Raw genomic sequence first — 24,418 nt, 5'->3', positions numbered from 1 at the left:
GTCCGTTTTGAACAGTCACTGACAGGCTTGCTTTTGGGTTCGAGCTTGATGCCTCCTGATCAGGTGGCGGCTCGAACCAAATGGAATTCGCAGTCCGTCAGGCCGAATTCGCTGTAGTCAATCGGCCTGGAAAAGTTCAGGCGCCTCAACTGTCTGTCTGCAATTCGAACCGGTCTGAGGTTGGAATCGTCATGCACGATGAATGCACCGGACGGCATTAGAGCGTGGAGCGCCAGAACCTCTCTGAGGTGCGTGTCCTTGGCCCCGTCCAGGTGCAGGAAATCGATTTTTGCATCAGGGTGCCTCAGGGCGTATGCCGGAGCTTCGATCAGAGAGTTTCCTTTTATCAGCTCAACCCGGTCAGGAAACTTGTACCTTAGCCAGTTGAATGCTGCCGGCACGTAAATGTCCACGTGGGCCCACCGGCGGTTCAATCTCTGGCAAACATCCACGCCGACGCATTTGAGTTCAGGGTTGGCCATGAGCGCCAACAACATGCTGTGGCCCGCATTCACGCCTATTTCGAACAGACATGTTGAATGTCGGGCCAAATCAAAGAAATTTCTTCGTTTGGGTTCGAATCTTTCAATAAATGGCTGTGTTTGAAAACCCGTCGCGCGGTGTTCGTAGAACAGATTGCCATTCAGCGCAGGTGGTTCACCCACTTGTTCAAGCGAATGTGCGACATACTGATTGAGATCGCGCAGGTTTTCGTTCCACTGTGCTGAGGACAAGAGATCGTCATAATCTGAAGGATGGAAGTTGGAAGACACAGTACTTTTCCTCGAAACCCTTTAGCTACATTACACGCGAAGTTTTCGTTAAACTGTTGAAGCGATGGAAAGTAAACCTTTGAAGCGAAAAACAAGTGTTCTCGTTTTGTGGGCCTAAAGTGAGGTCCGTCAGTGACGTAAAAACACGAGTGCCTGCCTTTGGGATGACCTTCCTGCTTTAACCTCAGGGTTTACCTTCCAAAAACCGGGCGGCGCGTTGGGCCTCCCCTCGGGTCGGTCGCGACCATCATCACTTGGATATCTTTGACTAGTCGCCGACAGATCACCTCATTAGGTTGTCGTTATGACAATGAACTATCGAACTATCTTGGAGCGTTGGCCCGTCGCGACGATTGGCCTGACATTTCTTTCCTACTTTGTTTTGCAAAGCATTGCGGACCACACTTTCCGCGCCTTTGATCAGCAGGAATTTAACCCCGGTTGGGAACTGTTTCTCATTGTTGGTGGCTGGGGATTCTACAGCATGTTTCACATAGCATTTTATCTAATTCGAACGTTTAAATAGTATCGTATCAGTGGTTTATCGGTCGTCCACCTAACACCTGTGACCCACCTCACAGCCCCAACCGCACCCTCCTGCTAGACTTGACCGAACGGAACCCTCTGCAGGAGGCGCAGATGTCCACATCCATGATCCCCCTTATCGCCCTCGGGTCAGCGGGTCTCTATTCCGTGGCCATGATCGCGATGAAGTTCTGGTGGAAACTCCCCGGTGTGGGTCTTGGCCTGCTGATCGTCGCGACCCTGCTGGCTGGCGCAACGCTCGAACTCGCCGCGCTGCGCGAAGAACGGTTGGGCATCATCTATACCGGCATTCTGGGGGCCGAGGTTGTTCTGATCGCCATCGCCTCATTCTTTCTGTTCGGCGAGAACTTCTCGTATCGCGAGGCGGCAGGCATTGGTCTGGTCATCCTCGGCACCGCGCTGGCCTGGGCCTGAGGCAAACATTACCGGTTTGTGAAGTTTCCCTTAGGTAAGTTGCAACCCGCGCACTCCCTTCCAATCTGTTCAACAGGCCAGCAACGGCCCTGAACTTTGGAGGAGAGCCCATGACCAGATATATGACTGCCGGAGCAGCCGCTCTGGCGACAAGCCTCAGCCTTGCCACGGCCTCGATGGCCGAGACCACACCCGATCTGCGTGGTGCCTGGACAGGCACTTATACCAAGGTCTCGCCGTCTCGGGTGACCACCGGCGATGCGCCGCGCTTTCATCAGGGAGAGTGGGTGTTGGATATCCAGCAGCAGCAGGACAACTTGTTCTGGGGGCCCAGCATGTGGCGGCCGGATGCTGGCACAGATTGGCGCGTGTTTGACGCCACCGGCACCATCAGTCTGGATGGGTCAGGCACCATCGGCATCGTTGAAAGCTCGGCCGATCCGCAGGTGGGTGTGAATGCGCTGGTGGATGCGCGCTATCAGGATGGCAAGATTTTCGCGGATTTCCGTAGCCTGCGTCGCGGGACAACGTACAGCGTTGTACTCGAACGTCAGGTGAACTGAAGCGTCTCCGGCCCGGCCGGCCGTAGGGGGTACTGGCTGCACCGTGTTGCAGCGCGTAGTAGGTAATCTCGGTCGGGTCGGAACGCTTCTCATAAACGGACACAGCGTCTCCTCAGGGGGGACGGGTCGGGCGGCATCTTGGCTGCAAGTGACAAGGTCCTGAACACACGGCGCCGGATTGCGGCGTTCCCTGGCACCTGTGGTTTAGGCTCTCGCGAACCTTCAGCGCGGCTTTGCTTGTGGTCTGAGGGCCGTCCGGCCCCGGATTCTCTGGTCATCTCTGGCTGGGCAATCACAAGATACGCCTGATTCGATGCTCTGAGGCTGTGAATATCCACAATTGGCAGCAAAATGGCTTTTGCAGGTGCAGAAAACCGGGAAAATCGCGTCATTTCGTCGAATTCAGCGTTTTCCATTGCCAAGACCGCACGGTGTTTCAATTTCCGGAGTTATCCACAATTTTCTCCCAGCGGATATCAACACTTTATCCCCGTCTAATTCTCATGCTGCAGTGCTATTTCCTTGTCGGAACATGATCCGGATGTAACAGTTCTATCACCGCAACGGTTCTTAGGAACCAGGGTGGGACGCAAAGGCCAAAGGGGGTCGAGGCAATAAAGGCAAGTCTTAGGATTGGCTTTTATATGCAAAGGCTTACCGGTGGATGGTTAGCTGAATTGGGTGTCAGACCCGGGTCAGATGATCAGACTCTCAGAAGGTCGATGCGTGCTGTTAAGCATCTTAGGGTGCCGTGCAGCGGCCGTGGCCTGTAACAGGGTCGGGGCAACTGGATCGGGGCGTCCCTCGGGCGCATCGACCCGGCAAGGCGTCAGGAGTATCCGTGAGGGTACATGCATGGACCGCGTCTGCGCACCTGACGCCTTTTCCTTTTCTCAGGTCTATCCAGGCTACCACTCTGTCACCCCCCGCAAAACGGGAACGGGGTTCTTGTGGATGCACAAGAACCCCGAAGTGTCAGATATGCAATGCCGCGTCTATGCACCTGTGCCAAGGAGTGTACCTTGGTTGGCTGCAATCTTCAACCATATCTTGTATGAGGAAGTTGCGCCTTCACAACATCCTGAATTGCGTCAGATATTTTGCTGAACGTCAGTCGCGGCTTCTTGGATGGCATCGCCTGCTTTTTCGATATCTTTGCCTGCACCCTTGGTCGTCTCGCACGCTGCAAGGGTAAACACTGCCAGCCCTACTAGAATTGCTCGGATCATCAGTACCTCCATTTGATTTTCTATACATGGCGTAGCAGCTTTTATTTGCTGGAACCAGTATTTTACCGTGCTTGCAACGGGCGTAGAAACACGAAGCTGCCGAGCCAATTGACCGCATGGATTGTGAAGGTGGGGCGTGGCCGCATCGACGACGGATCGTTCCGATCGAAAAGATTGGACTTACGCGTCGGGTGCGGTGGAAAGATGAACGAAATCAGTCCTTATCGCCCGCGCAGAACAGTTCGTACACCACTTCAAGCATACGGCGCGGTCTGTCATCAGCAAGACGGTAGTAAATTGCTTTGCCTTCGCGTCGGGGAATCACAAGGCCTTCCAGACGAAGGCGGGACAGCTGCTGCGAAACAGCAGCCTGTCGTGCGGACAGTAGATCCTCAAGCTCGGTCACGGATTTTTCGCCAGAGACTAGATGGCACAAGATCATCAATCGGCCTTCGTGACTGATCGCCTTGAGGAAATTCGATGCGCGGGTCGCATTTCCCGCCATCCGGTCGAAATCGTCAGACGTCATATTCTGTGAAATCTGAGGCAATGCCATTGGTGTTTTCCTTTTGGGCCCTGGTGTGGGGGCACTTTTGTGAGTGGGCACTTTTGTGAGTGGGCACTTTTGTGAGTGGGCACTTTTGTGAGTGGTTCGCTAAAGCGGTTCGCATTGCTACACGTTCTGTGCATGAATTTCCATATGCATGGATCAAAATGCCGTGATGGGAAAAGGGGAACTTATTGTTTAAAGCATCAAACCGCGCATTGACATCGGCGGCCTCGGTGCGTTCGACATCAGACTATCCACCTATTTTGGACGGTTGGAGTGCGATCTGTTGAGCCCCCCTTGCAGCCCCCCCGTGGCGACACTAAGACTCGGGTAACGTTTCTTCGGGTAATGTCCCGATCCATAGCAAAACAGGCAGGTTCTCATGTTCGATCCCGTTGACACCTATATGAATACGCTCGTTCCCATGGTCGTCGAGCAGACCAGCCGGGGTGAACGCGCGTATGATATTTTCTCGCGCCTTCTGAAAGAGCGGATCATTTTCATCAACGGTCCGATCCACGATGGGATGAGCCACCTGATCGTCGCGCAATTGCTGCACCTCGAGGCCGAAAATCCAAACAAAGAAATCTCGATCTACATCAATTCGCCTGGCGGCGTGGTTACCAGCGGTTTGTCGATTTACGATACAATGCAGTATATCAAGCCCAAATGTTCGACATTGGTAATCGGTCAGGCAGCCTCGATGGGGTCGGTTTTGCTGGCCGGTGGCGAGAAGGGAATGCGTTTCTCGCTGCCCAACAGCCGGATCATGGTGCACCAGCCCAGCGGTGGCTATCAGGGCCAGGCCAGCGACATCATGATTCACGCGGCCGAGACGCAAAAGCTGAAGGATCGCCTTTATGACATATACGTGCGTCATACAGGTCAGACCAAAAAGGCGGTTGAAAAAGCGCTGGACCGTGACAATTTCATGAGCCCGGAAGAGGCGAAAGACTGGGGTCACATCGACGAAATCGTCGAAAACCGCGCCAAAATGGACGGTGACGAGGCCTAAGAATATCTCCCCACGTCCCAGGCGTGGGGGCCATTTTTGAGATTGTAGCCGCCCCGGTGGTGGCCTAAGCTGCACCAACATGTGGCATGCGCGGTTCCACACGGACCGCAGGGACGAAGCCCGAAAGGTAGAACATGGCGACGAATTCAGGCGGTGACGGCAAAAACACGCTCTACTGCAGCTTCTGCGGCAAGAGCCAGCATGAGGTGCGCAAATTGATTGCCGGCCCGACCGTTTTCATCTGCGATGAATGCGTCGAACTGTGTATGGACATCATCCGCGAAGAGACGAAGGCCAGCGGCCTGAAGTCCAGCGATGGCGTTCCGACGCCCAAAGACATTTGTGAGGTGCTGGACGACTACGTTATCGGTCAGGCCACCGCCAAGCGGGTTCTGTCGGTTGCTGTGCACAACCACTACAAGCGTCTGAACCACGCCCAAAAGGCCGGCAGCGATATTGAGCTGGCCAAGTCCAACATTCTGCTTATCGGTCCGACCGGCTGCGGTAAGACGCTGCTGGCGCAGACGCTGGCGCGCATTCTGGATGTGCCGTTCACCATGGCAGACGCAACCACACTGACCGAAGCCGGGTATGTGGGTGAGGATGTTGAAAACATCATCCTCAAGCTGCTGCAGTCCAGCGAATACAATGTCGAACGCGCGCAGCGCGGCATCGTCTATATCGACGAGGTCGACAAGATCACCCGCAAATCCGAAAACCCGTCCATCACGCGCGATGTATCGGGTGAGGGTGTGCAGCAGGCGCTGCTTAAGCTGATGGAAGGCACCGTGGCCAGTGTGCCGCCGCAGGGCGGACGCAAGCATCCGCAGCAGGAATTCCTGCAAGTGGACACCACGAACATTCTGTTCATCTGCGGTGGTGCTTTTGCAGGTCTGGATAAGATCATCGCACAGCGCGGTAAAGGCTCGGCCATGGGCTTTGGCGCGGACGTGCGAGACAATGATGAACGCGGCGTGGGGGAGATTTTCAAGGATCTCGAGCCCGAGGATCTTTTGCGGTTCGGCCTTATTCCGGAATTCGTTGGACGTCTGCCGGTTCTGGCTACGCTGGAAGATCTGGACGAAGATGCACTGGTGACCATCCTGACAAAGCCCAAGAACGCTCTGGTCAAGCAGTATCAGCGTCTGTTCGAACTGGAAGATGCCGAGCTGGCCTTTACCGATGATGCGCTCAAGTCGATCGCCAAGAAGGCCATTGAACGCAAAACCGGCGCGCGCGGGTTGCGCTCGATTTTGGAAGATATCCTTCTGGACACCATGTTCGAACTTCCGGGCATGAAGAACGTAACCGAAGTGGTGGTGAACGAAGAGGCGGTGTCGTCTGACAAGCAGCCCCTGATCATCTACGCAGATGCCGCGGAATCAGCTTCGGCAGGATAAGGCACAACAAGAATTACCAAGACGGCGCGGCATTGACCGCGCCGTTTTCATTTGGAGGGAAGCATGAAAATCAGGCGCATTTCATCTGGCGGAGAATTCGAGGCCAAAATCGGCTATTGTCGTGCTGTGGTTGCAAATGGTTTCGTCTTTGTCGCCGGGACTTGCGCCCAAGGTGACAACGTGCCGGAGGACATTGTAGGGCAGTGCAAGTCGTCCTTGGAGGCGATTGGAAAAGCGCTGGCCGAGGCTGGAGTCGGTTTTGCGGACGTAGTTCGGGTCAATTACTATTTGCCGGACATGAATGAGTTCGAACTTTGCTGGCCGTTGTTGGTAGAAGCTTTTGGTGACAACCCACCGGCAGCGACGGTGATCGAATGCAATCTCATAACACCCGAGGACCGCATCGAAATCGAAGTGACCGCGGCTCTGCCGCAATAGAGGGTGCGGTTTTTGTGACACTGGACCTTAGCCCGCCTTTGGTCCATATCTGCGGGTACAGAAATGCCGGAGGCAGCTGATGGGAATCCTAAACAGTCTTTTGCGGGCCGTGACCTGGTGGAACGGATCCACATTGAACACGCAGATTTACACATCGCGTAAGGGTATCAAGGTCGGTGAAGACGACGAAGGCAACGTGTTCTATCACAATGCCGACGACAGCAGACGCTGGGTTATTTTCAATGGTGAGGCCGAGGCAAGCCGAGTTGACCCCGATTGGCATGGCTGGCTGCACCGCACCTGGGATGAGCCGCCGACGGACAAACCGCTGAAACACAAATCCTGGGAAAAACCGCATCAGGAAAATCTGACAGGCTCTGCTTTGGCTTATGCACCAGCAGGTTCTTTGCGCCGCCCGGACCCGGTCGAGCGTAAGGACTACGAGGCCTGGAGCCCGGAATAACACGAGGCGAGCAATGTCGAGTTATAATGCAACCGAAGTTCTGGTCGGTGGGGTCGTCTTAGCCTGTGCCGTCGCATTTGGCGTTTACGCCAGCCAATCCACCGGCCTGTCGCAAAGCAGTGGCGGCTATGAACTGGGCGCCTCTTTCCGTTCCTTAGAAGGGGTAGGCGTCGGCACTGACGTACGCCTTGCTGGTGTCAAGATCGGCACTGTAACCGGTGTAGACCTGAATCCCGAAACCTATCGCGCCGATACCACCTTCTCGATCTCTGACGGAATTCTGGTGCCGGACGACAGCGCGATTGTCATCTCATCCGAAGGGCTGTTGGGCGGCAACTTTGTCGAGGTTATGCCGGGTGGTTCGCCTTTCTACTTTGAAGCGGGCGATCAAGTCGAAGATACGCAAGGTGCCGTCAGTCTGATTTCCCTGCTGGTCAAGTTTGTGGCCGGGGACGGAAGCGAATGAAGCGATTTGCCCTGATTGTAGCGTTGCTGGTCGCGACGGGGGCCACGGCCCAGCAAAAAGCCCAATCCGGTCCTGGCGCAATGCTGCGTGGTCTGGACAAGGTCAGCGGTCAGACCGTCGATGTTGAAATGCGGAATGGTCAGACACTGCCGGTTTTTGGGTTGGATGTGGCCTTGGGCGATTGCCGCTATCCAGCGGACAACCCGACCGGTGATGCGTTTGCCTACCTGACGATCTGGGAAAAAGGCGGGACAGATCAACTGTTTGACGGCTGGATGATTGCCACGTCGCCCGCGCTGAACGCGCTGGACCATGCGCGTTATGACGTCTGGGTGATGCGCTGTATCACTGCGTCCGGTGACTGAGGCACTGCTGCCTCGAAATCCGCACTGGCATTGATCGCCTCTTCAAGCGTATTCCGATATTGCGTGCGCGGAATTTCGATCGCCCCCAGAGACGCCAGATGAGCGGTCAGAAATTGCGTATCAAACAGCCGAAATCCGGTTTGGCGCAGGCGGTCCACAAGATAGGCCAGCGCGATTTTCGAGGCATCCTTTCGGCGGGAAAACATGCTTTCGCCGAAAAACGCCGCACCTAGCGAAACGCCGTAGACGCCGCCGACCAGTACATCTTCTTCCCAAACCTCTAGTGAATGGGCCCGACCCGAGAGGTGGAGTTGTTGATAAAGGCGGCGCAACTCGGCATTGATCCAGGTGTCTGCCCGATCGGCGCAGCCGTCGACCACTCCGGCAAAATCTCGGTTGATGCTGATAGCATAACCGGACTTTCGAATGCGGCGTGCAAGGCTGCGCGAGATATGAAAGCCATCTAACGGAAAAACGCCACGAAACTTGGGATCGACCCAGAACAATTCCGGGTCATCGCGGTGCTCGGCCATCGGGAAAATTCCAATGGAATAGCCGTGTAGCAAAAGTTCCGGGGTCAGGCTCATGCGCGATACCTGGGGACCAGAGCGCAAGCGCCCTCTGGTCCCTTGGTTTTATTGGGCCATATTCGTCGCAAGCCAGTGTTCCAGCCAGTGAATGTTGTAATCACCGTTGTGGATTTCCGGCTCTTGCAGCAATGCATGAAACAGCGGCACAGTTGTATCAATACCGTCTACGATCAGTTCGCCCAATGCGCGATCTAGTCGTGCCAGCGCCTCGGCCCGGTCGCGGCCGTGTACGATCAGCTTGGCAATCAGCGAGTCGTAATATGGTGGAATCGAATACCCATCATACAGCGCCGAATCCATCCGCACACCCAGACCGCCGGGGGCATGAAAGGCAGAGATTCTGCCTGGGCAGGGTGAGAAGTTCGGCAGCTTTTCTGCATTGATCCGGACCTCGATGGCATGGCCGTTGATCACAAGATCGTCCTGACCAAACGACATCGGTTCGCCAGCTGCGACGAGAATTTGTTCGCGCACCAGATCGACGCCAAAGATGCCTTCGGTCACCGGGTGTTCCACCTGCAGGCGGGTGTTCATCTCGATGAAGTAGAACTCGCCGTTCTCATACAAGAACTCGATGGTTCCGGCGCCAATATAGTTGATCTTGGCCACGGCGTCTGCGCAGACTTTACCGATCTTGGCGCGCTCTTCCGGGCTGATGCTGGGGCCGGGGGCCTCTTCAAACACCTTCTGGTGGCGGCGCTGCAGCGAGCAGTCGCGTTCGCCCAGATGCACAGCCTTGCCCTTGCCGTCACCAAAGACCTGGATCTCGATATGGCGGGGCGTGGTCAGGTATTTCTCGATATAGACCTCGTCATTGCCAAAGGCGGCTTTGCCCTCGGCACGTGCGGTCATAAATGCGCTTTCCATCTCATCCGCGCTCATCGCGACTTTCATACCGCGACCGCCGCCGCCGGCGGTGGCTTTGATGATGACGGGATAACCAAATTCCTCGCCGATTTTCTTGGCCGCCTCCAGATCGGGCACGCCGCCGTCGGAACCTGGAACGCAAGGCACACCCAGTGCTTTCATCGTGTCCTTGGCGGTGATCTTGTCGCCCATGACACGGATGTGCTCGGCAGTGGGGCCGATAAAGGTGATGCCGTGATCTTCGACGATCTGCACGAATTCGGCATTCTCGGACAGGAAGCCATAGCCGGGGTGGATCGCTTGTGCCCCAGTGATTTCACAAGCCGAGATGATCGCGGGCACCGACAAGTAGCTTTGCGGGCTGGGCGGAGGGCCGATGCAGACCGATTCGTCCGCCATGCGCACATGCATCGCGTCGCTATCGGCGGTGGAATGGACGGCGACCGTCTTAATCCCCATCTCGCGGGCAGCGCGGATGACCCGCAGGGCGATCTCGCCTCGGTTGGCAATCAGGATCTTGTCGAACATGGGACCGCCTTACTCAACGATGACCAGAGGGGTGCCGAATTCCACCGCATCACCGTCACCGACCAGAATGCGTTTGATGGTTCCGGATTTGGGCGCGTGAATGTGGTTCATGGTTTTCATCGCTTCGACAATCAGCAGAGTGTCGCCTTCGGACACCGATGCACCGACGCTGATGAAGGAAGGTGCGCCCGGTTCGGGCTGCATATACACGGTTCCAACCATGGGCGAAGTGACGGCACCCGGGTGGTTGGCCGGATCTTCCTGAGCAGCGGGGGCCTCGACAGGTGCAGCGGCTGCTGCGGGTGCAGCCGCAGGGGCAGATGGTACGGCCACCTGAACAGGGGCGGGCGCGACCTGCGACATGCGGCTGACGCGGACATTCAAACTGTCGTCGTCACCATATTCGCGCATGACTTCCAGTTCGGTCAGGTCATTTTCGCGCAGCAGTTCGGCCAGTGCCTTGATGAATGCCACATCCGCTTCGTGTTTGGTATCTGTCATGAGTGTCCTCGACGGTTCCCCTTTGGCCCGTCTGTTCTCGCGGGCTTTGGTCTGATTACGCAGCGTTATAAGCTATGCGGACGGTCATGAAAAGCGCAGTCTCGGCATGTCAGATGGGGGTTTTGCCCAATATTTCGGGGGGAAACGGATTAAAGGGGCATGCCTGAGAGTTTTGCCACAAGTTCAGGTAGTTTGCGCGCGCCGAACTTCTCTAGCAAACGGGCGCGGTAAGCCTCGATTGTGCGATAGCTCAGCCCCAACTCGACGCCGATTTCCTTGGCGGACAGACCACGGCAGGACATGATTGCAACTTCGCGTTCGCGGGTTGTCAGTTCGACCAGCGGGCGGTCTTCGGAGATATCAGAAAAGCTCCAGATGCCATGGCGAAACGGGTCGTCCGGCGTCAGGGATCGTCCGCGTGCACGGCACCAAAACAGGTCACCGTCGCGACGGCGCATAACTCGTTCGTCAGTATAATATCCTGTGTCCTGCATCGCTTTCAGGCCGCGCTGCCCGATCCTCTCCCAGTCCGCGACCGACGGGTAGAGATGCAGCAGAGGCATATTGCGGTACTCTGCCTCCTCGCCGCCAAAGGTGCGGGCAAATTGCAGATTGCAGCGTCGGATGATGCGGTTTTCCAACTCGACCAATCCGATGGGGGCATATTCGAAAGCTGGGTCGCTCATCTGGCTATCGTGCAAGGAATTCGGGAAAATTAGAAGAGGGTGGATGCAGATTTGGCAGATTGGGCACCGATTGCTGGGGTGGAAGGTACGGGCCATCCGTAATCGCAGTTGTGAATGCTGTAAATTGGCTATGAAAATTGGCCGTTAAGCATTAGAAATTTAATAGGAGTTTTGAAAAGAATCGATCGAATTGGGTGATGTAACATGCGCAACACGCTGACGGGTAGCCGCATTCGCGAGCGACGCCAAATCTCAGGTCTGCGGCAGGCCGAGCTTGCGCGTCAAGTTGGGATCTCGGCGTCTTACTTAAATCTAATCGAACACAATCGCCGTCGGATCGGGGGCAAGCTGCTGGTGGACATCGCCAATGCCCTGTCTGTTGAGCCTTCGCTGCTCACCCAAGGGATTGAGGCTACGCTGATTTCGGCGCTGCGCGAGGCTGCTGCAGATGCGGTCGGACAGCAGGCCGAAGTGGACGCGCTGGAAGAGTTCGCAGGCCGGTTTCCCGGATGGGCCGGAGTTCTGGCGCAGATGCATCGCCGGGTCGTCTCGCTTGAGCGCACGGTTGAAACCCTGTCCGATCGGTTGACGCATGATCCACATCTTGCCGCGTCGATGCACGAGGTGCTGTCAACGGCCGCTGCCATTCGTTCAACGGCAGCGATTCTGGCCGACACGCAGGAAATCGAGCCCGAGTGGCGCGATCGGTTTCACCGCAATCTGCACCAGGATGCTGAAAGGCTAGCTGACAGTTCCAAGTCTCTGGTGGCATATTTGGATGATTCTGAGGCGGCCGATGACCGCCGCGGTGTTCCCTCGGAGGATGCTGAGGCTTTTTTTCAGGCCAACAGCCACCATTTCCCGCAGATCGAAGCAGGCGGAAGCGGTGCGGACATTGACCTGAGCGCGATTGAATCGGCGGCAGCGCGGACTGTGACCAAGGGATATCTGGATACCTACGCCGCAGATGTCAGAGCCATGCCTCTGGACGACGTGCAGAAGGCTCTGACCGAGGCCGAGCCTGATCCGCTGGCTCTGGCGGCACGGTTTTCAGTAGATATCCCGACAGTCCTGCGGCGGCTGGCGACATTGCCCGAAGGATATCTGGGGCGGCCGACCGGGTTGGTGGTCTGTGACGCATCCGGCAGTATCTTGTTCAGTAAATCCGTGCCGGGTTTCGCCATGCCACGCTTTGGCGAAGCCTGCCCGTTCTGGCCGATCTTTCAGGCGCTGAACAGACCTTTGGTTCCGATCCGTAAACGTGTTGTGCAATTGGGGCGAACGGCGGCCGAGTTCGACTGCTATGCCTACGCGTGGCCGCAGGCGGTTTCAGGATATGACGATGCGCCGGCCTATCATTCAGTCATGCTTGTCCGAGCGGTGGAAGAGGGGGCTCCGAGCGCGCAATCCGTGACCCGGGTCGGCCCAAGCTGCCGGGTTTGCCCGAATGACGCCTGTGCATCGCGCCGTGAGCCGTCGATTTTGAGCGAAGGTTTTTGACAGTTTCCTGACAGAAGGCTTAAGCTGACGCCGACAGGTTCACGGACAGAACCTGTCATGGGGAGGAATGGAACATATGAGCCGTAAGGTTCTGTTAATTGAGGATGAGCCCAACATCGCTGAGGCCATTCGATTTTTGCTGACCCGCGAGGGATGGCAGGTTGAAACGCACGCAGAAGGGTCGGATGCGATAGAAGTCATTCAGGGCGCAAACCCTGATCTGGTCATTCTGGACGTTATGCTGCCCGGCAAAAGCGGGATGGAGATTTTGCGCAACCTGCGAGAGCTTGAGGGCATGCAGCATTTGCCCGTTTTGATGCTGACCGCGCGCGGGCAATCGCGCGACCGTGAAATGGCTGAAAATGCCGGGGTCAGCCGCTTTATGACCAAACCGTTTTCCAACGCCGAAGTGCTGACAGCGGTGCGAGACCTGCACGCGCAGGCAACGCGGTCATGAACTCGGGCGAAGATCGCAAACCCCAAGGGGTCCGGCCTTCGCTATTTCTCGAGCGTCAAAGTTATCGCCGCCGCAGGTTGATGGATGCCGCGCGTCTTTTGCCCATTCTGGGGGCGGCTCTTGTTGCCATTCCGCTGCTCTGGCCAAGCCAAGGCTCATCTGATGATGGCGTGCCGCTGTCTTCAGCAATTCTGTATATCTTCACGTGCTGGGCTTTGCTGATCATAATCAGTCTGATCTTTGGATTTGCAGCCAGACGAATGGTTGTAAGTGACGATGCCGAGGCAGAGTCGGATTGATGGCCACACTAAACGTTCTGATCCTGGTTTGCCTCGGCTATGTCGTTCTGTTGTTCGGGGTGGCTTTTGCCGCTGACCGGATGGCGGCCGCTGGCCGAGGGGCGTGGTTGCGGTCTCCGCTAATTTATACCTTGTCGCTGTCGATTTATTGCACGGCTTGGACCTTTTACGGCGCGGTCGGAAATGCTGCGCGGTCCGGGTTGGAATTTGTTACGATCTACCTTGGGCCAACGCTGGTGATGCTCAGCTGGTGGTGGGGTCTGCGCAAGCTCGTTCGGGTCGGACGCACCCAGCGCGTAACATCCATCGCAGACTTGATTTCCTCGCGATACGGAAAATCCAACACGCTGGCCATTTGCGTGACCATTCTGGCCGTTTTGGGTGGAACGCCGTACATCGCGTTGCAGCTGCAATCCATTACACTGTCTTTTTCCATCTTTGCCGAGGCTGATCCCTCGGGTCTCTACCGAGAAGGTTCCAGCGTGTTCTGGGTGGCTGCGGGTCTAGCGGTATTTGCAATCCTATTTGGCACTCGAAATCTTGACGCGAATGAGCGTCACCACGGCGTGGTCACCGCCATTGCGTTGGAATCGGTCGTCAAACTGTTCGCCTTGCTTGCGGTTGGTGTCTTTGTTGTTTGGGGCGTTGCGGGTGGGATTGGCCCGATGATGGCTCGCATCGATGCCTCAGAAATCGGGCAATGGAACGTGGATGCCGGACGTTGGACGACCTTCATCTTCCTCTCGGCCGCCGCTTTCATCTGTTTACCGCGGATGTTTCAGGTGATGGTCGTTGAAAATGCGGATGAGGGGCATCTGAGAACCGCGGCCTGGGCTTTCCCGCTATATCTGCTGTTGATGAGCCTGTTTGTCGTGCCCATCGCCGTCGTGGGGCTGGATTTGATGCCCGAAGGCTCGAATCCCGACCTGTTTGTGCTGACGGTGCCCTTGTCGCAGGGGAACGACTGGCTGGCGATGCTGTCGTTTATCGGCGGGTTTTCCTCGGCCACGTCTATGGTCATCGTGACGGCAATGGCGTTGTCGACCATGGTGTCGAACCATCTGGTCATGCCAATCTGGCTAAGCACGCAAGGGGGGGCGGGATCTGTCTCGGGTGACGTGCGAAACGTGGTGCTGATGGCGCGGCGCGTGTCCATCGCAGTCATCATGGCGCTGGGTTACTACTACTACCGCTTGTCGGGCGGTGGGGCGGCGCTGGCGTCGATCGGGCTGGTGGCCTTTGCGGGCATTTCTCAGATCCTGCCAGCGCTGGTCGGTGGACTGTTTTGGCGTGGGGCCACGAGAACCGGGGCGTTGGTTGGGCTGACGGTTGGTTTTGTGCTGTGGATTTACACCTTGTTACTACCGGGGATGGGCGGCGCAATAATGCCCGACTCGGTATTGCAAAACGGCCCCTTCGGTTGGGGCTGGCTGCGTCCACGGGCCCTGTTCGGGATCGAAGGAATGGACCCCATGGTCCACTCGGTTATGTGGTCATTGGCGTTGAACACGGCTGCATTCTGCGCCGCGTCCCTGCTGAGCTTTCCCAGCCCGTTGGAGCGTCTTCAGGGTGCGCAGTTCGTCAATGTTTTTGACCACTCGGTCTCACCGGCCGGCTGGACCGGGTCGGTGGCGCAAAGCGAAGACCTGATGATCATGACACAGCGCATTCTGGGCTCTGGCCCGGCGCAGGAGTTCTTTCAGCACGAGGCCGAAGCGCAGGGCGGACGGACAAGCCTGCCGGAACCCACGCCGGGGTTTTTGGAAAGACTGGAACGTGAACTCAGCGGCTCGGTCGGCGCGGCCACGGCCCATGCGATGATCGGGCAGATTGTCGGTGGATCGTCCGTTTCGGTCGAGGACTTGCTTGCGGTGGCTGACGAGTCGGCGGAACTGTTGGAATATTCCAGCCAGCTTGAGGCCAAATCCGCCGAGCTCAGCCGTACCGCGCGCCAATTGCGGGAGGCGAATACCAAGCTGACGCAGATCTCCGAACAAAAAGACGGGTTCCTTAGTCAGGTCAGCCATGAACTTCGGACGCCGATGACCTCAATCCGAGCCTTTTCCGAGATCATGCGCGATACGGACGGTCTGAGTGCCGAAGAGCAAACGCGCTATGCCGCGATTATCCATGATGAGGCCCTGCGGCTGACGCGCCTGCTGGACGATTTGCTGGACCTGAGCGTTCTGGAAAGCGGTCGTGTGAGCCTGAATATGGGTGGGGATACCCTTGGTTCGATCCTGGATCGGGCGGTCTCAAGCGCATTGGCGGGGTCACATCCAAAACTCAGGATTCGGCGCGCGCGGTCGTCCGAGCGTATTCCGCTGAACACTGATCTCGATCGGTTGGGGCAGGTCTTTATCAATCTGATTTCGAACGCGCAGAAATATTGCGACGCGGATGAACCCGTTCTGACCATTTCGGCCCATGATGTCGGGGGGCAGCTCGTCATTGATTTCACCGATAACGGCAGTGGCATCCCACCCGAAGCGCAATCGATGGTGTTCGAAAAGTTTGCCCGTGTCGGTGGGGACAAGGCGGGTGGCGCTGGTTTGGGGCTGGCGATCTGTCGCGAGATCATGCAGCGTCTGGGCGGCGAGATCAGTTATCTTCCTGGGCAGGGCGGTGCGGCCTTTCGCGTCCGCCTTCCGCTGGCGCACCGGCAAGCTGCGCAATGATACGAGCATAAAGACATTGGTAACCCGCCTCGGGTTAGACCGGATACCAGGTTCAGAAACTCAAATCGGTATCGGGCATGACGCAGTCTGTCAGCACAGCTTTGGCGCGCAAACTTTCGGCAGGGCAAGAGGAACAAGGTGAAAAGCCGCGTTCCGTTCTTCGTGCCCTTCGACTGGCCTTTGCGCGAACGGCAGGGGATCAGTTCCAGCTGCCGCTATCGGTGATCGGTGCAAGGCAGTCTCTCAAAGCTCAGGACACGCTGGCTGAGGTGGTTGATGCGGACTGGATGCTGCTGCGCCTTGGCAACGCGGATGGGATGTCAGCTGCGATTTGCTTGGATATGGGGGTCGTGTCAGCGATCGTGCAAGTGCAGACAATTGGTGAAGTTATGCCGAACCCGCCAACGGCACGGGAGTACACAGATACGGATGCCGCATTGGTGGCGCCGCTGTTCGAAGACGCTTTGGCCAGGGCTGTCGCGCTGGTCGATACAGCCGCCGATCAATCCAGTCTTGCCGGTTATGAATTCCGGGCGCGGTTGGCAGATCTGCGCTCTTTGTCGCTGGCCATGGTCGAAGACGCATATCGCGTGTTTGACTTGACGGTAGAACTTGGCGGTGGGTTGCGACAGGGGCAGATCACAGTTCTGTTGCCCGATACACCGACAGAGCAGGGGGCCGATGATGAAATTCAAGTTGCCGCCGGCCCGAAGCTTGAGCAAGCGTCGGGGGTTGTCCGGGCCGAATTGAATACGGTGATCGGCAGGATGTCAGTGCCATTGGCAACCCTGTCCGGGCTGTCAGTTGGGGACGTTCTACCGTTGACCGGATCACGGCTGGACCGCGCGGAAATCCTGACAATTGGTCGAACGCGGGCTGCAATTGGACGTTTGGGGCAATGCGGTGGGATGCGCGCAGTACGGTTGAACGAATGTGCTTCGGCTGCGGCGCTGGAGCAAGCTGAAATGCCCGAGTTTCTGGAGGCGCGAAGCCGCGCGCCAGTGCCGGACACTCTGAAAGATCCGATGCCAATCGATCCCTCACATGAGGTCATGCCAATAGATGCAGTGGCATTGAACGAATTGGAGGGCGATCTAGGCTTTGGCAGCCCGGATCAGATGGCGGCCGAGATTTCGCAACTGGCAGGTCTGACGGGATTGGACGACGTTCCCGATCCAACCTGACCTGAGCGCCAAAGGTCCTTAGCCGTCAGAACCGCGCATATGCTCAAGCGCGGGGCGCAGGTTGTCCAGCATATAACCGGCTTTGGTTGTGGCCTCGAGGATCTCATCCGCGCTCATGTGGTCGCACTGACCCAAAGCCCAAACCACTGAGCAGCGGGTGCCCGATGCGCAATAGGCCAAAACGGGGCCAGAGCAGCTTTCAGCCAATTCTCGTTGCAGGGCAACATTGCCGGGTGTCATGGTCTGGTGGGTCAGTTCCAGAACCTCATATTCCATCCCGGCTGCCCGGACGGCCTGTCCGATTGCATCCGACTGCATGGTTGGTGGAACTTCCGTATTGGGACGGTTGCAGATGACCTTAACGAAACCTGCTGCGGCGATGGCTGGGACGTCCTCGACCGTGATTTGGGGCGAGACGGCATAGCGGGGGGTTATTGGTCGAATCTCCATGGCAATTGCTTAGGCCGCGTTTGCGGATCTGTCCAGTTGTGCACCAAGCCCGGGCGCCGCAAACATTCCCGCGATCATCGCAGCCAGAAACACGAGGCCTCCAAGGCCGCCATAGGTGATGGACGCGATGGCAGGTCCTGGACAAAGCCCGGACAAGCCCCAGCCCATGCCAAACATCACGGAACCGATAATCAGGCGACGGTCCAACTCGGGCGGGCTCATCTTAGGAAACTGACCACCGGTCAGCGGCCTGCGGTGGGCCGTCATTCTCCACGCGATGAGCATCGGCAGGATCGCGCCGCCCATCACAAATGCCAGGGTGGGATCCCAGTTCCCGAACACATCCAGCCACCCCTGAACCTTGGTGGTATCGGTCATGCCCGAGATCAAAAGGCCGGCGCCAAACAGAGATCCAGCCAGCATTGATACGAGAACCCGCATCAAATCAGCCCCCATACATGGCGCATCAGCGCAATTGTTGCCCCACCTGCGCCGATATAGATCAACGTCGCGATGATGCCCCTGACGGAGAATCGAGAAATACCACATACCCCGTGCCCCGAGGTGCATCCATTGGCAATGCGCGTTCCTGCGCCAACCAAAAGGCCGGCGATGACGATCACTGCGAAATTGTCGGTCAGATGTGTCATGGGCGCAGAAGAGAGCAGGGGGCTCAAAACAAGCGGTGTCGCGATGACGCCTGCGATGAAGCTTAGGCGTTCTAACGTGCGGTCACTGCCATCAACCAGCCCGCCTAGAATCCCACTGGCGCCCATGATGCGCCCATTGCCCAGAAGGTAGACTGCGGCGCCCAGGCCGATCAGCAGGCCACCGGCAAGCCCCCAAATCCATTCAATGTACATTCGTTATCCTCAGTTCGCCTGATGGGTCTGCGTCACAACTTGTTGATCGGCACCTTCAGGAATACGTCGCCCTGTTCGTCAGCAGGCGGCATCTGCCCGGCTCGCATATTGACCTGCAGGGACGGCAGGATCAGGCGCGGCATGGGCAGGGTCGCATCGCGGGCATCACGCATCTCGACAAATTCCTCGATTGATTTGCCTTGTCCGATATGGACGTTCAGGGCTTTTTGCTCTCCGACAGTGGTCTCCCAGGCAAATTTATCACGCCCCGGAGCTTTGTAGTCATGGCCAACAAAGATGCGTGTCTCATCCGGCAGTGCCAGGATCTTCTGGATCGACTCGAACAGCATTTCCGAAGACCCGCCGGGAAAATCGCACCGCGCGGTGCCGAAATCCGGCATGAACAGCGTGTCACCCACAAAAGCCGCGTCTCCGATCACATATGTCATGCAGGCGGGCGTATGGCCGGGCGTGTGGAAAACATCGCCACGCATCTGCCCAACATGGAAGCTGCCGCCATCACGGAACAAAGCATCGAACTGACTGCCGTCGCGCTGAAACTCGGTCCCTTCATTGAAGATTTTCCCGAAGGTTTCCTGTATCGTTACGATCTGTTCACCGATGCCGATTTTTCCGCCCAGTTCCTGCTGCAGATAGGGTGCCGCTGAAAGGTGGTCGGCATGCACATGGCTTTCCAGAATCCACTCGACCCTTAGCTCATTGTCGCGAACATAAGCGACGATCTGATCCGCCGAGCTGGTTTTCGTTCGCCCTGAGGCGTGATCGAAGTCCAGAACACTGTCGACGATTGCGCAGGCCGTTCCTTCGGGTTCTTGCACAAGGTATGAGACCGTATTGGTTTCAGGGTCGAAAAACGCTTTCACAATTGGTGTCATCTGGCTCTCCGTCTGCGCGCAGTTTATCATATATGTTTTTCAGAATATGATGCAACCGGCATTCTTTGATTTGATGCGTGTCAAGGCAAGTTAATCCAAATCCGATTAGAATTTAATCATTCTGCCTTAGGTTGCCGATACCGGGTGGGCGACAGGCAGATTTCCGCGCGTTTGTTCGTCACGATAACCAGGTCTTAAAACCGTTACCTATATCGGCGACAGTGATAGAAATTGGGAGGAATAAAATGTCTGCAAAAAGTTTGTATTCCGAAGCCGAACACCTGGAGCAAAAGCTGCAGAATGCCTGTTTTGAGACCCGGCTTGCGCTTCAGCCCAGTGTAACCAAAGTGATTGATCGGATGCGTCAGGAAGGCATGCACGTGCCATCGCGCCTGCGACACCTGGATGCGGCTTTGTGCGAAGATGTCATCGAGGCGCAGTTCGACAATATGCCGGTCTGAGGCGAAGTGTCAGCTGAACGAGATTCCCAAGATCACCAGCATCAGGCCAATCACCGAAAGAAAAAGCGACGCCAGATTCCACGGCAGGACGCCTTGAACAGCGGCGCGCAATTCATCGTCCGACAGGCCGGATTTGCGCGCTTTCATCACACGCAGGATACACCAAACCAGACCCAGCAGGCCTGCAAGTGACAGGGCGGCACCGCCCCAGGTGATGATTTCGAACATGGTTCCCCACATTTTTCCGCAAATCCTGGTTGCGCTTAGCGGATCGACCGACCGCGCACAAGCCCATCGAGGATTGGATGCTTGCAGCTCACGCGGCGGCAATGTATCCGGCTAACTGCCGTTGCTAATGCATCAGATCGCAGCCTTTTGGAGAGATAAATATGGAAGACGTGACCGAAGATCAGGCCGCCGCCAACTACCGTGTGACAGCGGGCGAGCTGCGTCAGTTCGTGGAGCGGATTGAACGCCTGGATGCCGAAAAAAAGGATCTGGCGGAACAACAGAAAGAGGTCATGGCCGAAGCCAAAGCCCGCGGTTACGACACAAAAGTGATGCGCAAGGTCATCGCGCTGCGCAAACGCGACAAGGACGATATCGCCGAAGAAGAGGCGGTACTCGAAATGTATAAGGAAGCGTTGGGCATGTGAGCCGCGCCTGGGGTCAGGGTTTCAGAACCTTCACCCCGGCCATCGTTTCCAACCTGGTCAGATCCTGCTCGTACAGTTCGGAAAATGCGTCGATGATCTCATCGCTCCAGCCGGGCAGGTCCAGCTCTTCTTCCATTTTGTCCGGCTGAGCATGGTTTGCCAGAATGTCTGCAAGAATGTCTCGGGTTTCAGCCTGTGAAAGCGTCGAAACCTGGTCCAGAATCGCCTGCGCTTGTGATTGACCTTCTTCGGTCAGCAAAGAGATCAGCAGGTCATACTCATCTTGGATCGCAGCGTCCGCAGCAAGCCCGCCGACGCTGCGCACAACGTCCCCCCATAGCAGCGGGATGTCCTCATTGCACCACAGGGTGATCTGCACTGCGGGGGCAAAGTCGCGAACATCTTCGATCATCTCAACCCAGCTGAGGTGACTTAGATCATTGTTGCGGATCACGTCCTCGCGCGCCTGTTCCGGTAATGACATCAGGTGTTTTGGGATAAAACTACCGGGGTTCCTGAGCGCCAGATACAATTCCAACTGACAATCGCTAAAGGACTCTTCCAGAACAGATAAGCGTTTGCCCGCGGAAGGATAGAATTGCCCATCGGCAAGAACCACGTCTTTCTCGCCAATGAATTCGTCACTGGTGAAAATGGCGCGCTTTACCTCAGGGTGGATTGGAAGACTGCCCCGCATCCTTTCAATCTCATCCGGTAATGGAGGGCGCGTATTCAAGGCCTGAAATGCGGGTTTGAACACTTGCCGGTAACGACGAGGACCAAAGAAAGTCGCACCATTTCGAGCCAGTAAGTCTCCATTGGCTTGCAACGACCTGAGCAGTCGCCCTTCATCTGTAAAAGTCGCGCCTGCGTGGATAGCAACCTGCATGTTTGGTTCTTGTCCTTGCATCCCTGAACCTGCCTGTCGAGTTACAGTCTGTGCCAAGGACAGTCAAATCCACAGCCCCCACTTAAAGGTGATCGGTCGCATCACAACGAAAATCCAAAATCCCTGAGTTTGGATGAAAATTGAGGCTTGCAGTCCGTTAAAAGAGAAAGTAATCGACACCCAGCGCCCCTATAGCTCAGCTGGTAGAGCAACTGATTTGTAATCAGTAGGTCCGCGGTTCGAGTCCGTGTGGGGGCACCACTAAATCTTTAAAAAATAAAAATATATCAGTTTCTTAATCGAAAATGCTTCGATTCTATCCACCTTTTAGCCCACCCTTAAACTATCGCTGTGGTTTTGCTGCGTTCCAATTTGATCGGCAGAAGGTGAACATGCGCTAGGGTGTACGGTAACGTCAGCCAAGCGGACAAATTTTCCATCCGCTTCCTTTTCTCACCATCCGCTAGTGCTTGAGTCTGGCATCTGTGCTTTTTCCGCTGTAGGGGATGGTTCTTCTGCTGGTTTTTAGTGCAAGAAAAAATGTCTTCGCTCCTACTGACGGAAATGAAATGTGTTGAAGCTCATCAAGAATGCGCGCCTCTATTCACCTGAACCTGTTGGTTTGGGCCATATTCTCACCGCGGGTGAACGCATCGTTTACCTCGGCAGCAAAAAACCCGAATTGCCTGACCAGCTTCAGGCAGAGATCATTGACGTCGAAGGTGCAGCGGTTGTTCCGGGTTTTATTGATGGGCATGCGCATATAACTGGCGGTGGCGGTGAAACCGGACCAGCCAGTCGGGTGCCGCCGCTTGTCCTGTCCTCTTTCACGCGTGCCGGTGTCACTTCAGTCGTTGGAGTATTGGGGACGGACGATCTGACCCGCAACACGCAGACGCTGGTGCAACAGGCCTATGGGTTGCGCGAAGAAGGACTTTCAGCCTGGTGTCACACCGGTGGCTATCACGTCCCACTGACCACCCTCACCGGTTCAGCCCGTGGAGACATTGTGTTCCTTGATCCGGTCATCGGGGTTGGGGAACTGGCGATCAGTGATCACCGGTCGAGCCAACCGACATTGGACGAGTTTCTGCGGATCGCAAGCGAAGCGCATGTCGCAGGCCTGATGACTGGCAAGGCGGGGATTGTGCATTGCCATATGGGAGATGGCGAGCGAGGGCTGTCAATGTTGGAACAAGCTATCGCGACCTGCGAAATCCCCGCGCGTGTCTTCAATCCAACCCATGTCAATCGTAACAAGCCACTCTTTGAACAGGCCATCGCACTGGCCCGGCACGGGTGTTTTATTGACGCTACCGCATTCCCCTGCGGGCATATCGAGCCTGGCATCTCTGCGGCTGAGGCCTACATTCAATTCCGCGACTTGGGCGGTCACGCGGACCGGTTCACCATCAGCTCTGACGGTGGTGGCTGCCTGCCCGCCTTTGACCATGAAGGTAATCTGACACGGTTCGGTGTTGGTTTGTCGGACACTTTGCCGGAAACGCTGCGCGAACTAACCAATAGAGGGGTACCGATGCCCGAAGCGCTGGCTCCGCTGACCTCAAATGTCGCCGACTTGCTGAAGCTACACCGAAAAGGTCGTCTGAACGTGGGTATGGACGCGGATTTGGTGGTTCTTGACGAAAACACTGCTGTGCGGCATGTGATGGCCCGGGGGGAATGGCATGTCCGCGATGGTCAGATAGCCCAACGCGGCATGTATGAACAGGTTTGAGCGTCCGCGCGGTCCCCGGTGGCTGCCCGCTATAGCACCGGAAGGTAGTTAAGTTATGTGCCCTGCACCCGTTGATGCAGAAACCCCGCGCGGGTTTATAATTCCGATCGGCGGCGGTGAAGACCGCGTCAAGGAAATGCAGATTCACCGAAAGTTCGTAGAACTGTCAGGCGGTGCCGACGCTGATATCGTCGTGATCCCAACAGCCTCGATGCTGGAAGAGACCGGGCCGGATTATAACCGCATCTTTTCCGAGCTTGGTGCGGGCAAGGTTGAATTCCTGCCTATCTCGCGCCGCGCCGATTGCGACAACCCGGATTATGCGGGGATGCTGGATCGTGCTACCGGAATTTTTATGACCGGTGGGAACCAGTTGCGCCTGTCAGCGATTCTTGGAGGCACTCTGGTCGCCCAGAAAATCCGGCGCCGAAACGCGGCAGGTGTGCCGGTTGCAGGAACCTCGGCTGGTGCTTCGATCATGTCGGAGCATATGGTAGCAGGCGGCAGCAGTAACTCTGGTCCAGCCGAAGGTAACATAACGCTGGCTCCCGGTATGGGTCTGACCAACGCCGTCATCATTGATCAGCATTTCACCCAACGCAACCGCCTGGGTCGATTGCTAACCGCTTCATCTTTTAACCCTTTTCTAATCGGGTTGGGCGTTGACGAAGACACGGCGGCCTTCATTGGGCCTGATAACGTCTTTGAAGTAATCGGCAGCGGAACGGTTACCGTGGTGGATGCCAGCCATTTGACCCATTCTTCGATGTGGGATGCCCGTCGCGGCGAAGCACTCAGCCTTCTTGGACTTCGGCTTGACGTTCTGGGTGAAGGGTGCCGTTATGATCTGACGGCTCGCCAGGCTTTTCCGCCGGATGAGCATATGGCGTTCTGCACATTGCCGGATCTGTCCGAGGATGAGGCCGCCAGCGGGGGGAAACAATAAGCTAACC

Annotated in this window: 30 protein-coding genes and 1 tRNA gene; 18 read left to right on the top strand and 13 right to left on the bottom strand. The window is 56.6% G+C overall.

Translation table 11 applies throughout. The annotated features are described in order from the left end of the window. Positions 1–59: 59 nt before the first annotated feature. Positions 60–773, bottom strand: a complete 714-nt coding sequence (locus AC2FIB_RS11280; RefSeq protein WP_496736828.1) for a class I SAM-dependent methyltransferase — start codon at positions 771–773, stop codon at positions 60–62. A gap of 639 nt (positions 774–1,412) precedes the next feature. On the opposite strand from AC2FIB_RS11280, the gene AC2FIB_RS11275 reads away from it, so the two are divergent. Together AC2FIB_RS11275 and AC2FIB_RS11270 are read left to right on the top strand one after the other, a co-directional pair. Beyond that, entirely contained in the window at positions 1,413–1,733 is a 321-nt protein-coding gene (locus AC2FIB_RS11275; RefSeq protein ID WP_058272206.1) for a hypothetical protein, read from the top strand. Positions 1,734–1,843: 110 nt separating this feature from the next. Further along, on the top strand, positions 1,844–2,296 hold the full coding sequence (locus tag AC2FIB_RS11270; RefSeq protein WP_496736830.1) for a hypothetical protein: 453 nt from the start codon (positions 1,844–1,846) through the stop codon (positions 2,294–2,296). A gap of 1,091 nt (positions 2,297–3,387) precedes the next feature. On the opposite strand, the gene AC2FIB_RS11265 is transcribed toward AC2FIB_RS11270, so the two are convergent. Continuing rightward, complete coding sequence (locus AC2FIB_RS11265; RefSeq protein ID WP_186437378.1) at positions 3,388–3,525, bottom strand: entericidin A/B family lipoprotein; 138 nt, start codon at positions 3,523–3,525, stop codon at positions 3,388–3,390. 214 nt (positions 3,526–3,739) lie between these two features. Then, on the bottom strand, positions 3,740–4,081 hold the full coding sequence (locus AC2FIB_RS11260; RefSeq protein ID WP_109313386.1) for an ArsR/SmtB family transcription factor: 342 nt from the start codon (positions 4,079–4,081) through the stop codon (positions 3,740–3,742). Positions 4,082–4,457: 376 nt separating this feature from the next. On the opposite strand from AC2FIB_RS11260, the gene AC2FIB_RS11255 reads away from it, so the two are divergent. The 6 genes from AC2FIB_RS11255 (at position 4,458) to AC2FIB_RS11230 (ending at position 8,222) form a co-directional block, all read left to right on the top strand. Continuing rightward, positions 4,458–5,090, top strand: coding sequence for an ATP-dependent Clp protease proteolytic subunit (locus AC2FIB_RS11255; protein WP_108861785.1), 633 nt, complete (start codon positions 4,458–4,460; stop codon positions 5,088–5,090). Between the two features lie 134 nt (positions 5,091–5,224). Then, complete coding sequence (gene clpX, locus AC2FIB_RS11250; protein WP_058272201.1) at positions 5,225–6,490, top strand: ATP-dependent Clp protease ATP-binding subunit ClpX; 1,266 nt, start codon at positions 5,225–5,227, stop codon at positions 6,488–6,490. A gap of 63 nt (positions 6,491–6,553) precedes the next feature. Then, positions 6,554–6,928, top strand: coding sequence for a RidA family protein (locus AC2FIB_RS11245; RefSeq protein WP_496736832.1), 375 nt, complete (start codon positions 6,554–6,556; stop codon positions 6,926–6,928). 79 nt (positions 6,929–7,007) lie between these two features. Further along, positions 7,008–7,391: an NADH:ubiquinone oxidoreductase subunit NDUFA12 gene (locus AC2FIB_RS11240; protein ID WP_058272199.1), complete on the top strand. Its 384-nt coding sequence runs from the start codon at positions 7,008–7,010 to the stop codon at positions 7,389–7,391. Between the two features lie 13 nt (positions 7,392–7,404). Further along, positions 7,405–7,857: an outer membrane lipid asymmetry maintenance protein MlaD gene (gene mlaD, locus AC2FIB_RS11235; protein WP_058272198.1), complete on the top strand. Its 453-nt coding sequence runs from the start codon at positions 7,405–7,407 to the stop codon at positions 7,855–7,857. Beyond that, positions 7,854–8,222 (top strand): DUF2155 domain-containing protein, encoded by a 369-nt coding sequence (locus AC2FIB_RS11230; protein WP_496736833.1) that lies wholly within the window; start codon positions 7,854–7,856, stop codon positions 8,220–8,222. Before mlaD ends, AC2FIB_RS11230 begins: the two co-directional genes overlap by 4 nt. On the opposite strand, the gene aat is transcribed toward AC2FIB_RS11230, so the two are convergent. The 4 genes from aat to AC2FIB_RS11210 all read right to left on the bottom strand — a co-directional run bounded on the left by aat (position 8,177) and on the right by AC2FIB_RS11210 (position 11,394). Next, on the bottom strand, positions 8,177–8,809 hold the full coding sequence (aat, locus tag AC2FIB_RS11225; protein WP_496736835.1) for a leucyl/phenylalanyl-tRNA--protein transferase: 633 nt from the start codon (positions 8,807–8,809) through the stop codon (positions 8,177–8,179). The two genes, AC2FIB_RS11230 and aat, sit on opposite strands and share 46 nt — an antisense overlap. 48 nt (positions 8,810–8,857) lie before the next feature. Next, complete coding sequence (gene accC / locus AC2FIB_RS11220) at positions 8,858–10,207, bottom strand: acetyl-CoA carboxylase biotin carboxylase subunit (protein WP_496842064.1); 1,350 nt, start codon at positions 10,205–10,207, stop codon at positions 8,858–8,860. Positions 10,208–10,216: 9 nt separating this feature from the next. Next, positions 10,217–10,708, bottom strand: coding sequence for an acetyl-CoA carboxylase biotin carboxyl carrier protein (accB, locus tag AC2FIB_RS11215; protein ID WP_496736839.1), 492 nt, complete (start codon positions 10,706–10,708; stop codon positions 10,217–10,219). A gap of 149 nt (positions 10,709–10,857) precedes the next feature. After that, a complete protein-coding gene (locus tag AC2FIB_RS11210; RefSeq protein WP_058272193.1) occupies positions 10,858–11,394 on the bottom strand; it encodes a LuxR C-terminal-related transcriptional regulator in 537 nt (178 codons plus the stop codon). Between the two features lie 204 nt (positions 11,395–11,598). On the opposite strand from AC2FIB_RS11210, the gene AC2FIB_RS11205 reads away from it, so the two are divergent. The 5 genes from AC2FIB_RS11205 (at position 11,599) to AC2FIB_RS11185 (ending at position 17,512) form a co-directional block, all read left to right on the top strand. Continuing rightward, the gene (locus AC2FIB_RS11205; RefSeq protein WP_496736841.1) at positions 11,599–12,894 is read left to right on the top strand and encodes a helix-turn-helix domain-containing protein; all 1,296 of its coding nucleotides are present in this window, start codon (positions 11,599–11,601) and stop codon (positions 12,892–12,894) included. Positions 12,895–12,970: 76 nt separating this feature from the next. Next, on the top strand, positions 12,971–13,351 hold the full coding sequence (locus AC2FIB_RS11200) for a response regulator transcription factor (RefSeq protein ID WP_058272302.1): 381 nt from the start codon (positions 12,971–12,973) through the stop codon (positions 13,349–13,351). Continuing rightward, a complete protein-coding gene (locus AC2FIB_RS11195; protein WP_282153489.1) occupies positions 13,348–13,650 on the top strand; it encodes a hypothetical protein in 303 nt (100 codons plus the stop codon). The genes AC2FIB_RS11200 and AC2FIB_RS11195 overlap by 4 nt, the downstream gene beginning before the upstream one ends. Beyond that, positions 13,650–16,328: an ATP-binding protein gene (locus AC2FIB_RS11190; RefSeq protein WP_496736843.1), complete on the top strand. Its 2,679-nt coding sequence runs from the start codon at positions 13,650–13,652 to the stop codon at positions 16,326–16,328. The genes AC2FIB_RS11195 and AC2FIB_RS11190 overlap by 1 nt, the downstream gene beginning before the upstream one ends. Before the next feature lie 77 nt (positions 16,329–16,405). Continuing rightward, a complete protein-coding gene (locus tag AC2FIB_RS11185; RefSeq protein ID WP_496736845.1) occupies positions 16,406–17,512 on the top strand; it encodes a FliM/FliN family flagellar motor C-terminal domain-containing protein in 1,107 nt (368 codons plus the stop codon). 18 nt (positions 17,513–17,530) lie between these two features. Here AC2FIB_RS11185 and AC2FIB_RS11180 read toward each other — a convergent pair whose 3' ends face one another. From AC2FIB_RS11180 to AC2FIB_RS11165, 4 genes are read right to left on the bottom strand one after another with little or no spacing between them, the layout of a single operon-like run. Further along, entirely contained in the window at positions 17,531–17,962 is a 432-nt protein-coding gene (locus AC2FIB_RS11180) for a protein tyrosine phosphatase family protein (protein ID WP_108861797.1), read from the bottom strand. Between the two features lie 9 nt (positions 17,963–17,971). Beyond that, the gene (locus tag AC2FIB_RS11175; RefSeq protein WP_496736847.1) at positions 17,972–18,403 is read right to left on the bottom strand and encodes a DUF6691 family protein; all 432 of its coding nucleotides are present in this window, start codon (positions 18,401–18,403) and stop codon (positions 17,972–17,974) included. Beyond that, positions 18,403–18,825, bottom strand: coding sequence for a YeeE/YedE family protein (locus AC2FIB_RS11170; protein WP_058272188.1), 423 nt, complete (start codon positions 18,823–18,825; stop codon positions 18,403–18,405). The genes AC2FIB_RS11175 and AC2FIB_RS11170 overlap by 1 nt, the downstream gene beginning before the upstream one ends. Before the next feature lie 32 nt (positions 18,826–18,857). After that, on the bottom strand, positions 18,858–19,721 hold the full coding sequence (locus AC2FIB_RS11165) for an MBL fold metallo-hydrolase (protein WP_496736848.1): 864 nt from the start codon (positions 19,719–19,721) through the stop codon (positions 18,858–18,860). Between the two features lie 245 nt (positions 19,722–19,966). Between AC2FIB_RS11165 and AC2FIB_RS11160 the strand changes: the two genes are divergently transcribed. Then, positions 19,967–20,182: a hypothetical protein gene (locus tag AC2FIB_RS11160; protein ID WP_496726068.1), complete on the top strand. Its 216-nt coding sequence runs from the start codon at positions 19,967–19,969 to the stop codon at positions 20,180–20,182. Positions 20,183–20,191: 9 nt separating this feature from the next. Here the strand turns inward: AC2FIB_RS11160 and AC2FIB_RS11155 are convergent, their stop codons facing one another. After that, complete coding sequence (locus AC2FIB_RS11155; RefSeq protein WP_170565420.1) at positions 20,192–20,410, bottom strand: hypothetical protein; 219 nt, start codon at positions 20,408–20,410, stop codon at positions 20,192–20,194. A 161-nt stretch (positions 20,411–20,571) separates the two neighbouring features. On the opposite strand from AC2FIB_RS11155, the gene AC2FIB_RS11150 reads away from it, so the two are divergent. Next, entirely contained in the window at positions 20,572–20,838 is a 267-nt protein-coding gene (locus AC2FIB_RS11150) for a DUF2312 domain-containing protein (RefSeq protein WP_058272185.1), read from the top strand. Positions 20,839–20,851: 13 nt separating this feature from the next. On the opposite strand, the gene AC2FIB_RS11145 is transcribed toward AC2FIB_RS11150, so the two are convergent. Continuing rightward, entirely contained in the window at positions 20,852–21,727 is an 876-nt protein-coding gene (locus tag AC2FIB_RS11145) for a hypothetical protein (RefSeq protein WP_496842063.1), read from the bottom strand. A gap of 185 nt (positions 21,728–21,912) precedes the next feature. On the opposite strand from AC2FIB_RS11145, the gene AC2FIB_RS11140 reads away from it, so the two are divergent. The 3 genes from AC2FIB_RS11140 to AC2FIB_RS11130 all read left to right on the top strand — a co-directional run bounded on the left by AC2FIB_RS11140 (position 21,913) and on the right by AC2FIB_RS11130 (position 24,411). Further along, positions 21,913–21,988 (top strand) — tRNA-Thr (locus tag AC2FIB_RS11140). Positions 21,989–22,298: 310 nt separating this feature from the next. Next, positions 22,299–23,465, top strand: coding sequence for a beta-aspartyl-peptidase (iadA, locus tag AC2FIB_RS11135; protein ID WP_496842061.1), 1,167 nt, complete (start codon positions 22,299–22,301; stop codon positions 23,463–23,465). 55 nt (positions 23,466–23,520) lie between these two features. Beyond that, positions 23,521–24,411, top strand: coding sequence for a cyanophycinase (locus AC2FIB_RS11130; RefSeq protein WP_170353282.1), 891 nt, complete (start codon positions 23,521–23,523; stop codon positions 24,409–24,411). Positions 24,412–24,418: the final 7 nt, after the last annotated feature.

The sequence above is a fragment of the Ruegeria sp. YTSA072 genome (assembly GCF_059610285.1).
Note: the sequence above shows the minus strand (reverse complement) of the source record. Positions and strands in the feature narration are given on the sequence as shown.

Bases quoted from the DNA above. Each gene is read 5' to 3' on its own strand.
- AC2FIB_RS11230 (WP_496736833.1), top strand. From the start codon at position 7,854: ATGAAGCGATTTGCCCTGATTGTAGCGTTGCTGGTCGCGACGGGGGCC.
- AC2FIB_RS11150 (WP_058272185.1), top strand. From the start codon at position 20,572: ATGGAAGACGTGACCGAAGATCAGGCCGCCGCCAACTACCGTGTGACA.
- AC2FIB_RS11265 (WP_186437378.1), bottom strand. From the start codon at position 3,525: ATGATCCGAGCAATTCTAGTAGGGCTGGCAGTGTTTACCCTTGCAGCG.
- AC2FIB_RS11260 (WP_109313386.1), bottom strand. From the start codon at position 4,081: ATGGCATTGCCTCAGATTTCACAGAATATGACGTCTGACGATTTCGAC.
- AC2FIB_RS11155 (WP_170565420.1), bottom strand. From the start codon at position 20,410: ATGTTCGAAATCATCACCTGGGGCGGTGCCGCCCTGTCACTTGCAGGC.
- mlaD (WP_058272198.1), top strand. From the start codon at position 7,405: ATGTCGAGTTATAATGCAACCGAAGTTCTGGTCGGTGGGGTCGTCTTA.
- AC2FIB_RS11210 (WP_058272193.1), bottom strand. From the start codon at position 11,394: ATGAGCGACCCAGCTTTCGAATATGCCCCCATCGGATTGGTCGAGTTG.
- AC2FIB_RS11165 (WP_496736848.1), bottom strand. From the start codon at position 19,721: ATGACACCAATTGTGAAAGCGTTTTTCGACCCTGAAACCAATACGGTC.
- AC2FIB_RS11145 (WP_496842063.1), bottom strand. From the start codon at position 21,727: ATGCAGGTTGCTATCCACGCAGGCGCGACTTTTACAGATGAAGGGCGA.
- AC2FIB_RS11240 (WP_058272199.1), top strand. From the start codon at position 7,008: ATGGGAATCCTAAACAGTCTTTTGCGGGCCGTGACCTGGTGGAACGGA.
- AC2FIB_RS11245 (WP_496736832.1), top strand. From the start codon at position 6,554: ATGAAAATCAGGCGCATTTCATCTGGCGGAGAATTCGAGGCCAAAATC.
- AC2FIB_RS11270 (WP_496736830.1), top strand. From the start codon at position 1,844: ATGACCAGATATATGACTGCCGGAGCAGCCGCTCTGGCGACAAGCCTC.
- AC2FIB_RS11200 (WP_058272302.1), top strand. From the start codon at position 12,971: ATGAGCCGTAAGGTTCTGTTAATTGAGGATGAGCCCAACATCGCTGAG.
- AC2FIB_RS11185 (WP_496736845.1), top strand. From the start codon at position 16,406: ATGACGCAGTCTGTCAGCACAGCTTTGGCGCGCAAACTTTCGGCAGGG.
- AC2FIB_RS11170 (WP_058272188.1), bottom strand. From the start codon at position 18,825: ATGTACATTGAATGGATTTGGGGGCTTGCCGGTGGCCTGCTGATCGGC.
- AC2FIB_RS11275 (WP_058272206.1), top strand. From the start codon at position 1,413: ATGTCCACATCCATGATCCCCCTTATCGCCCTCGGGTCAGCGGGTCTC.
- accB (WP_496736839.1), bottom strand. From the start codon at position 10,708: ATGACAGATACCAAACACGAAGCGGATGTGGCATTCATCAAGGCACTG.
- AC2FIB_RS11160 (WP_496726068.1), top strand. From the start codon at position 19,967: ATGTCTGCAAAAAGTTTGTATTCCGAAGCCGAACACCTGGAGCAAAAG.
- aat (WP_496736835.1), bottom strand. From the start codon at position 8,809: ATGAGCCTGACCCCGGAACTTTTGCTACACGGCTATTCCATTGGAATT.
- AC2FIB_RS11175 (WP_496736847.1), bottom strand. From the start codon at position 18,403: ATGCGGGTTCTCGTATCAATGCTGGCTGGATCTCTGTTTGGCGCCGGC.
- AC2FIB_RS11255 (WP_108861785.1), top strand. From the start codon at position 4,458: ATGTTCGATCCCGTTGACACCTATATGAATACGCTCGTTCCCATGGTC.
- AC2FIB_RS11205 (WP_496736841.1), top strand. From the start codon at position 11,599: ATGCGCAACACGCTGACGGGTAGCCGCATTCGCGAGCGACGCCAAATC.
- AC2FIB_RS11190 (WP_496736843.1), top strand. From the start codon at position 13,650: ATGGCCACACTAAACGTTCTGATCCTGGTTTGCCTCGGCTATGTCGTT.
- AC2FIB_RS11195 (WP_282153489.1), top strand. From the start codon at position 13,348: ATGAACTCGGGCGAAGATCGCAAACCCCAAGGGGTCCGGCCTTCGCTA.
- accC (WP_496842064.1), bottom strand. From the start codon at position 10,207: ATGTTCGACAAGATCCTGATTGCCAACCGAGGCGAGATCGCCCTGCGG.
- AC2FIB_RS11180 (WP_108861797.1), bottom strand. From the start codon at position 17,962: ATGGAGATTCGACCAATAACCCCCCGCTATGCCGTCTCGCCCCAAATC.
- clpX (WP_058272201.1), top strand. From the start codon at position 5,225: ATGGCGACGAATTCAGGCGGTGACGGCAAAAACACGCTCTACTGCAGC.
- AC2FIB_RS11130 (WP_170353282.1), top strand. From the start codon at position 23,521: ATGTGCCCTGCACCCGTTGATGCAGAAACCCCGCGCGGGTTTATAATT.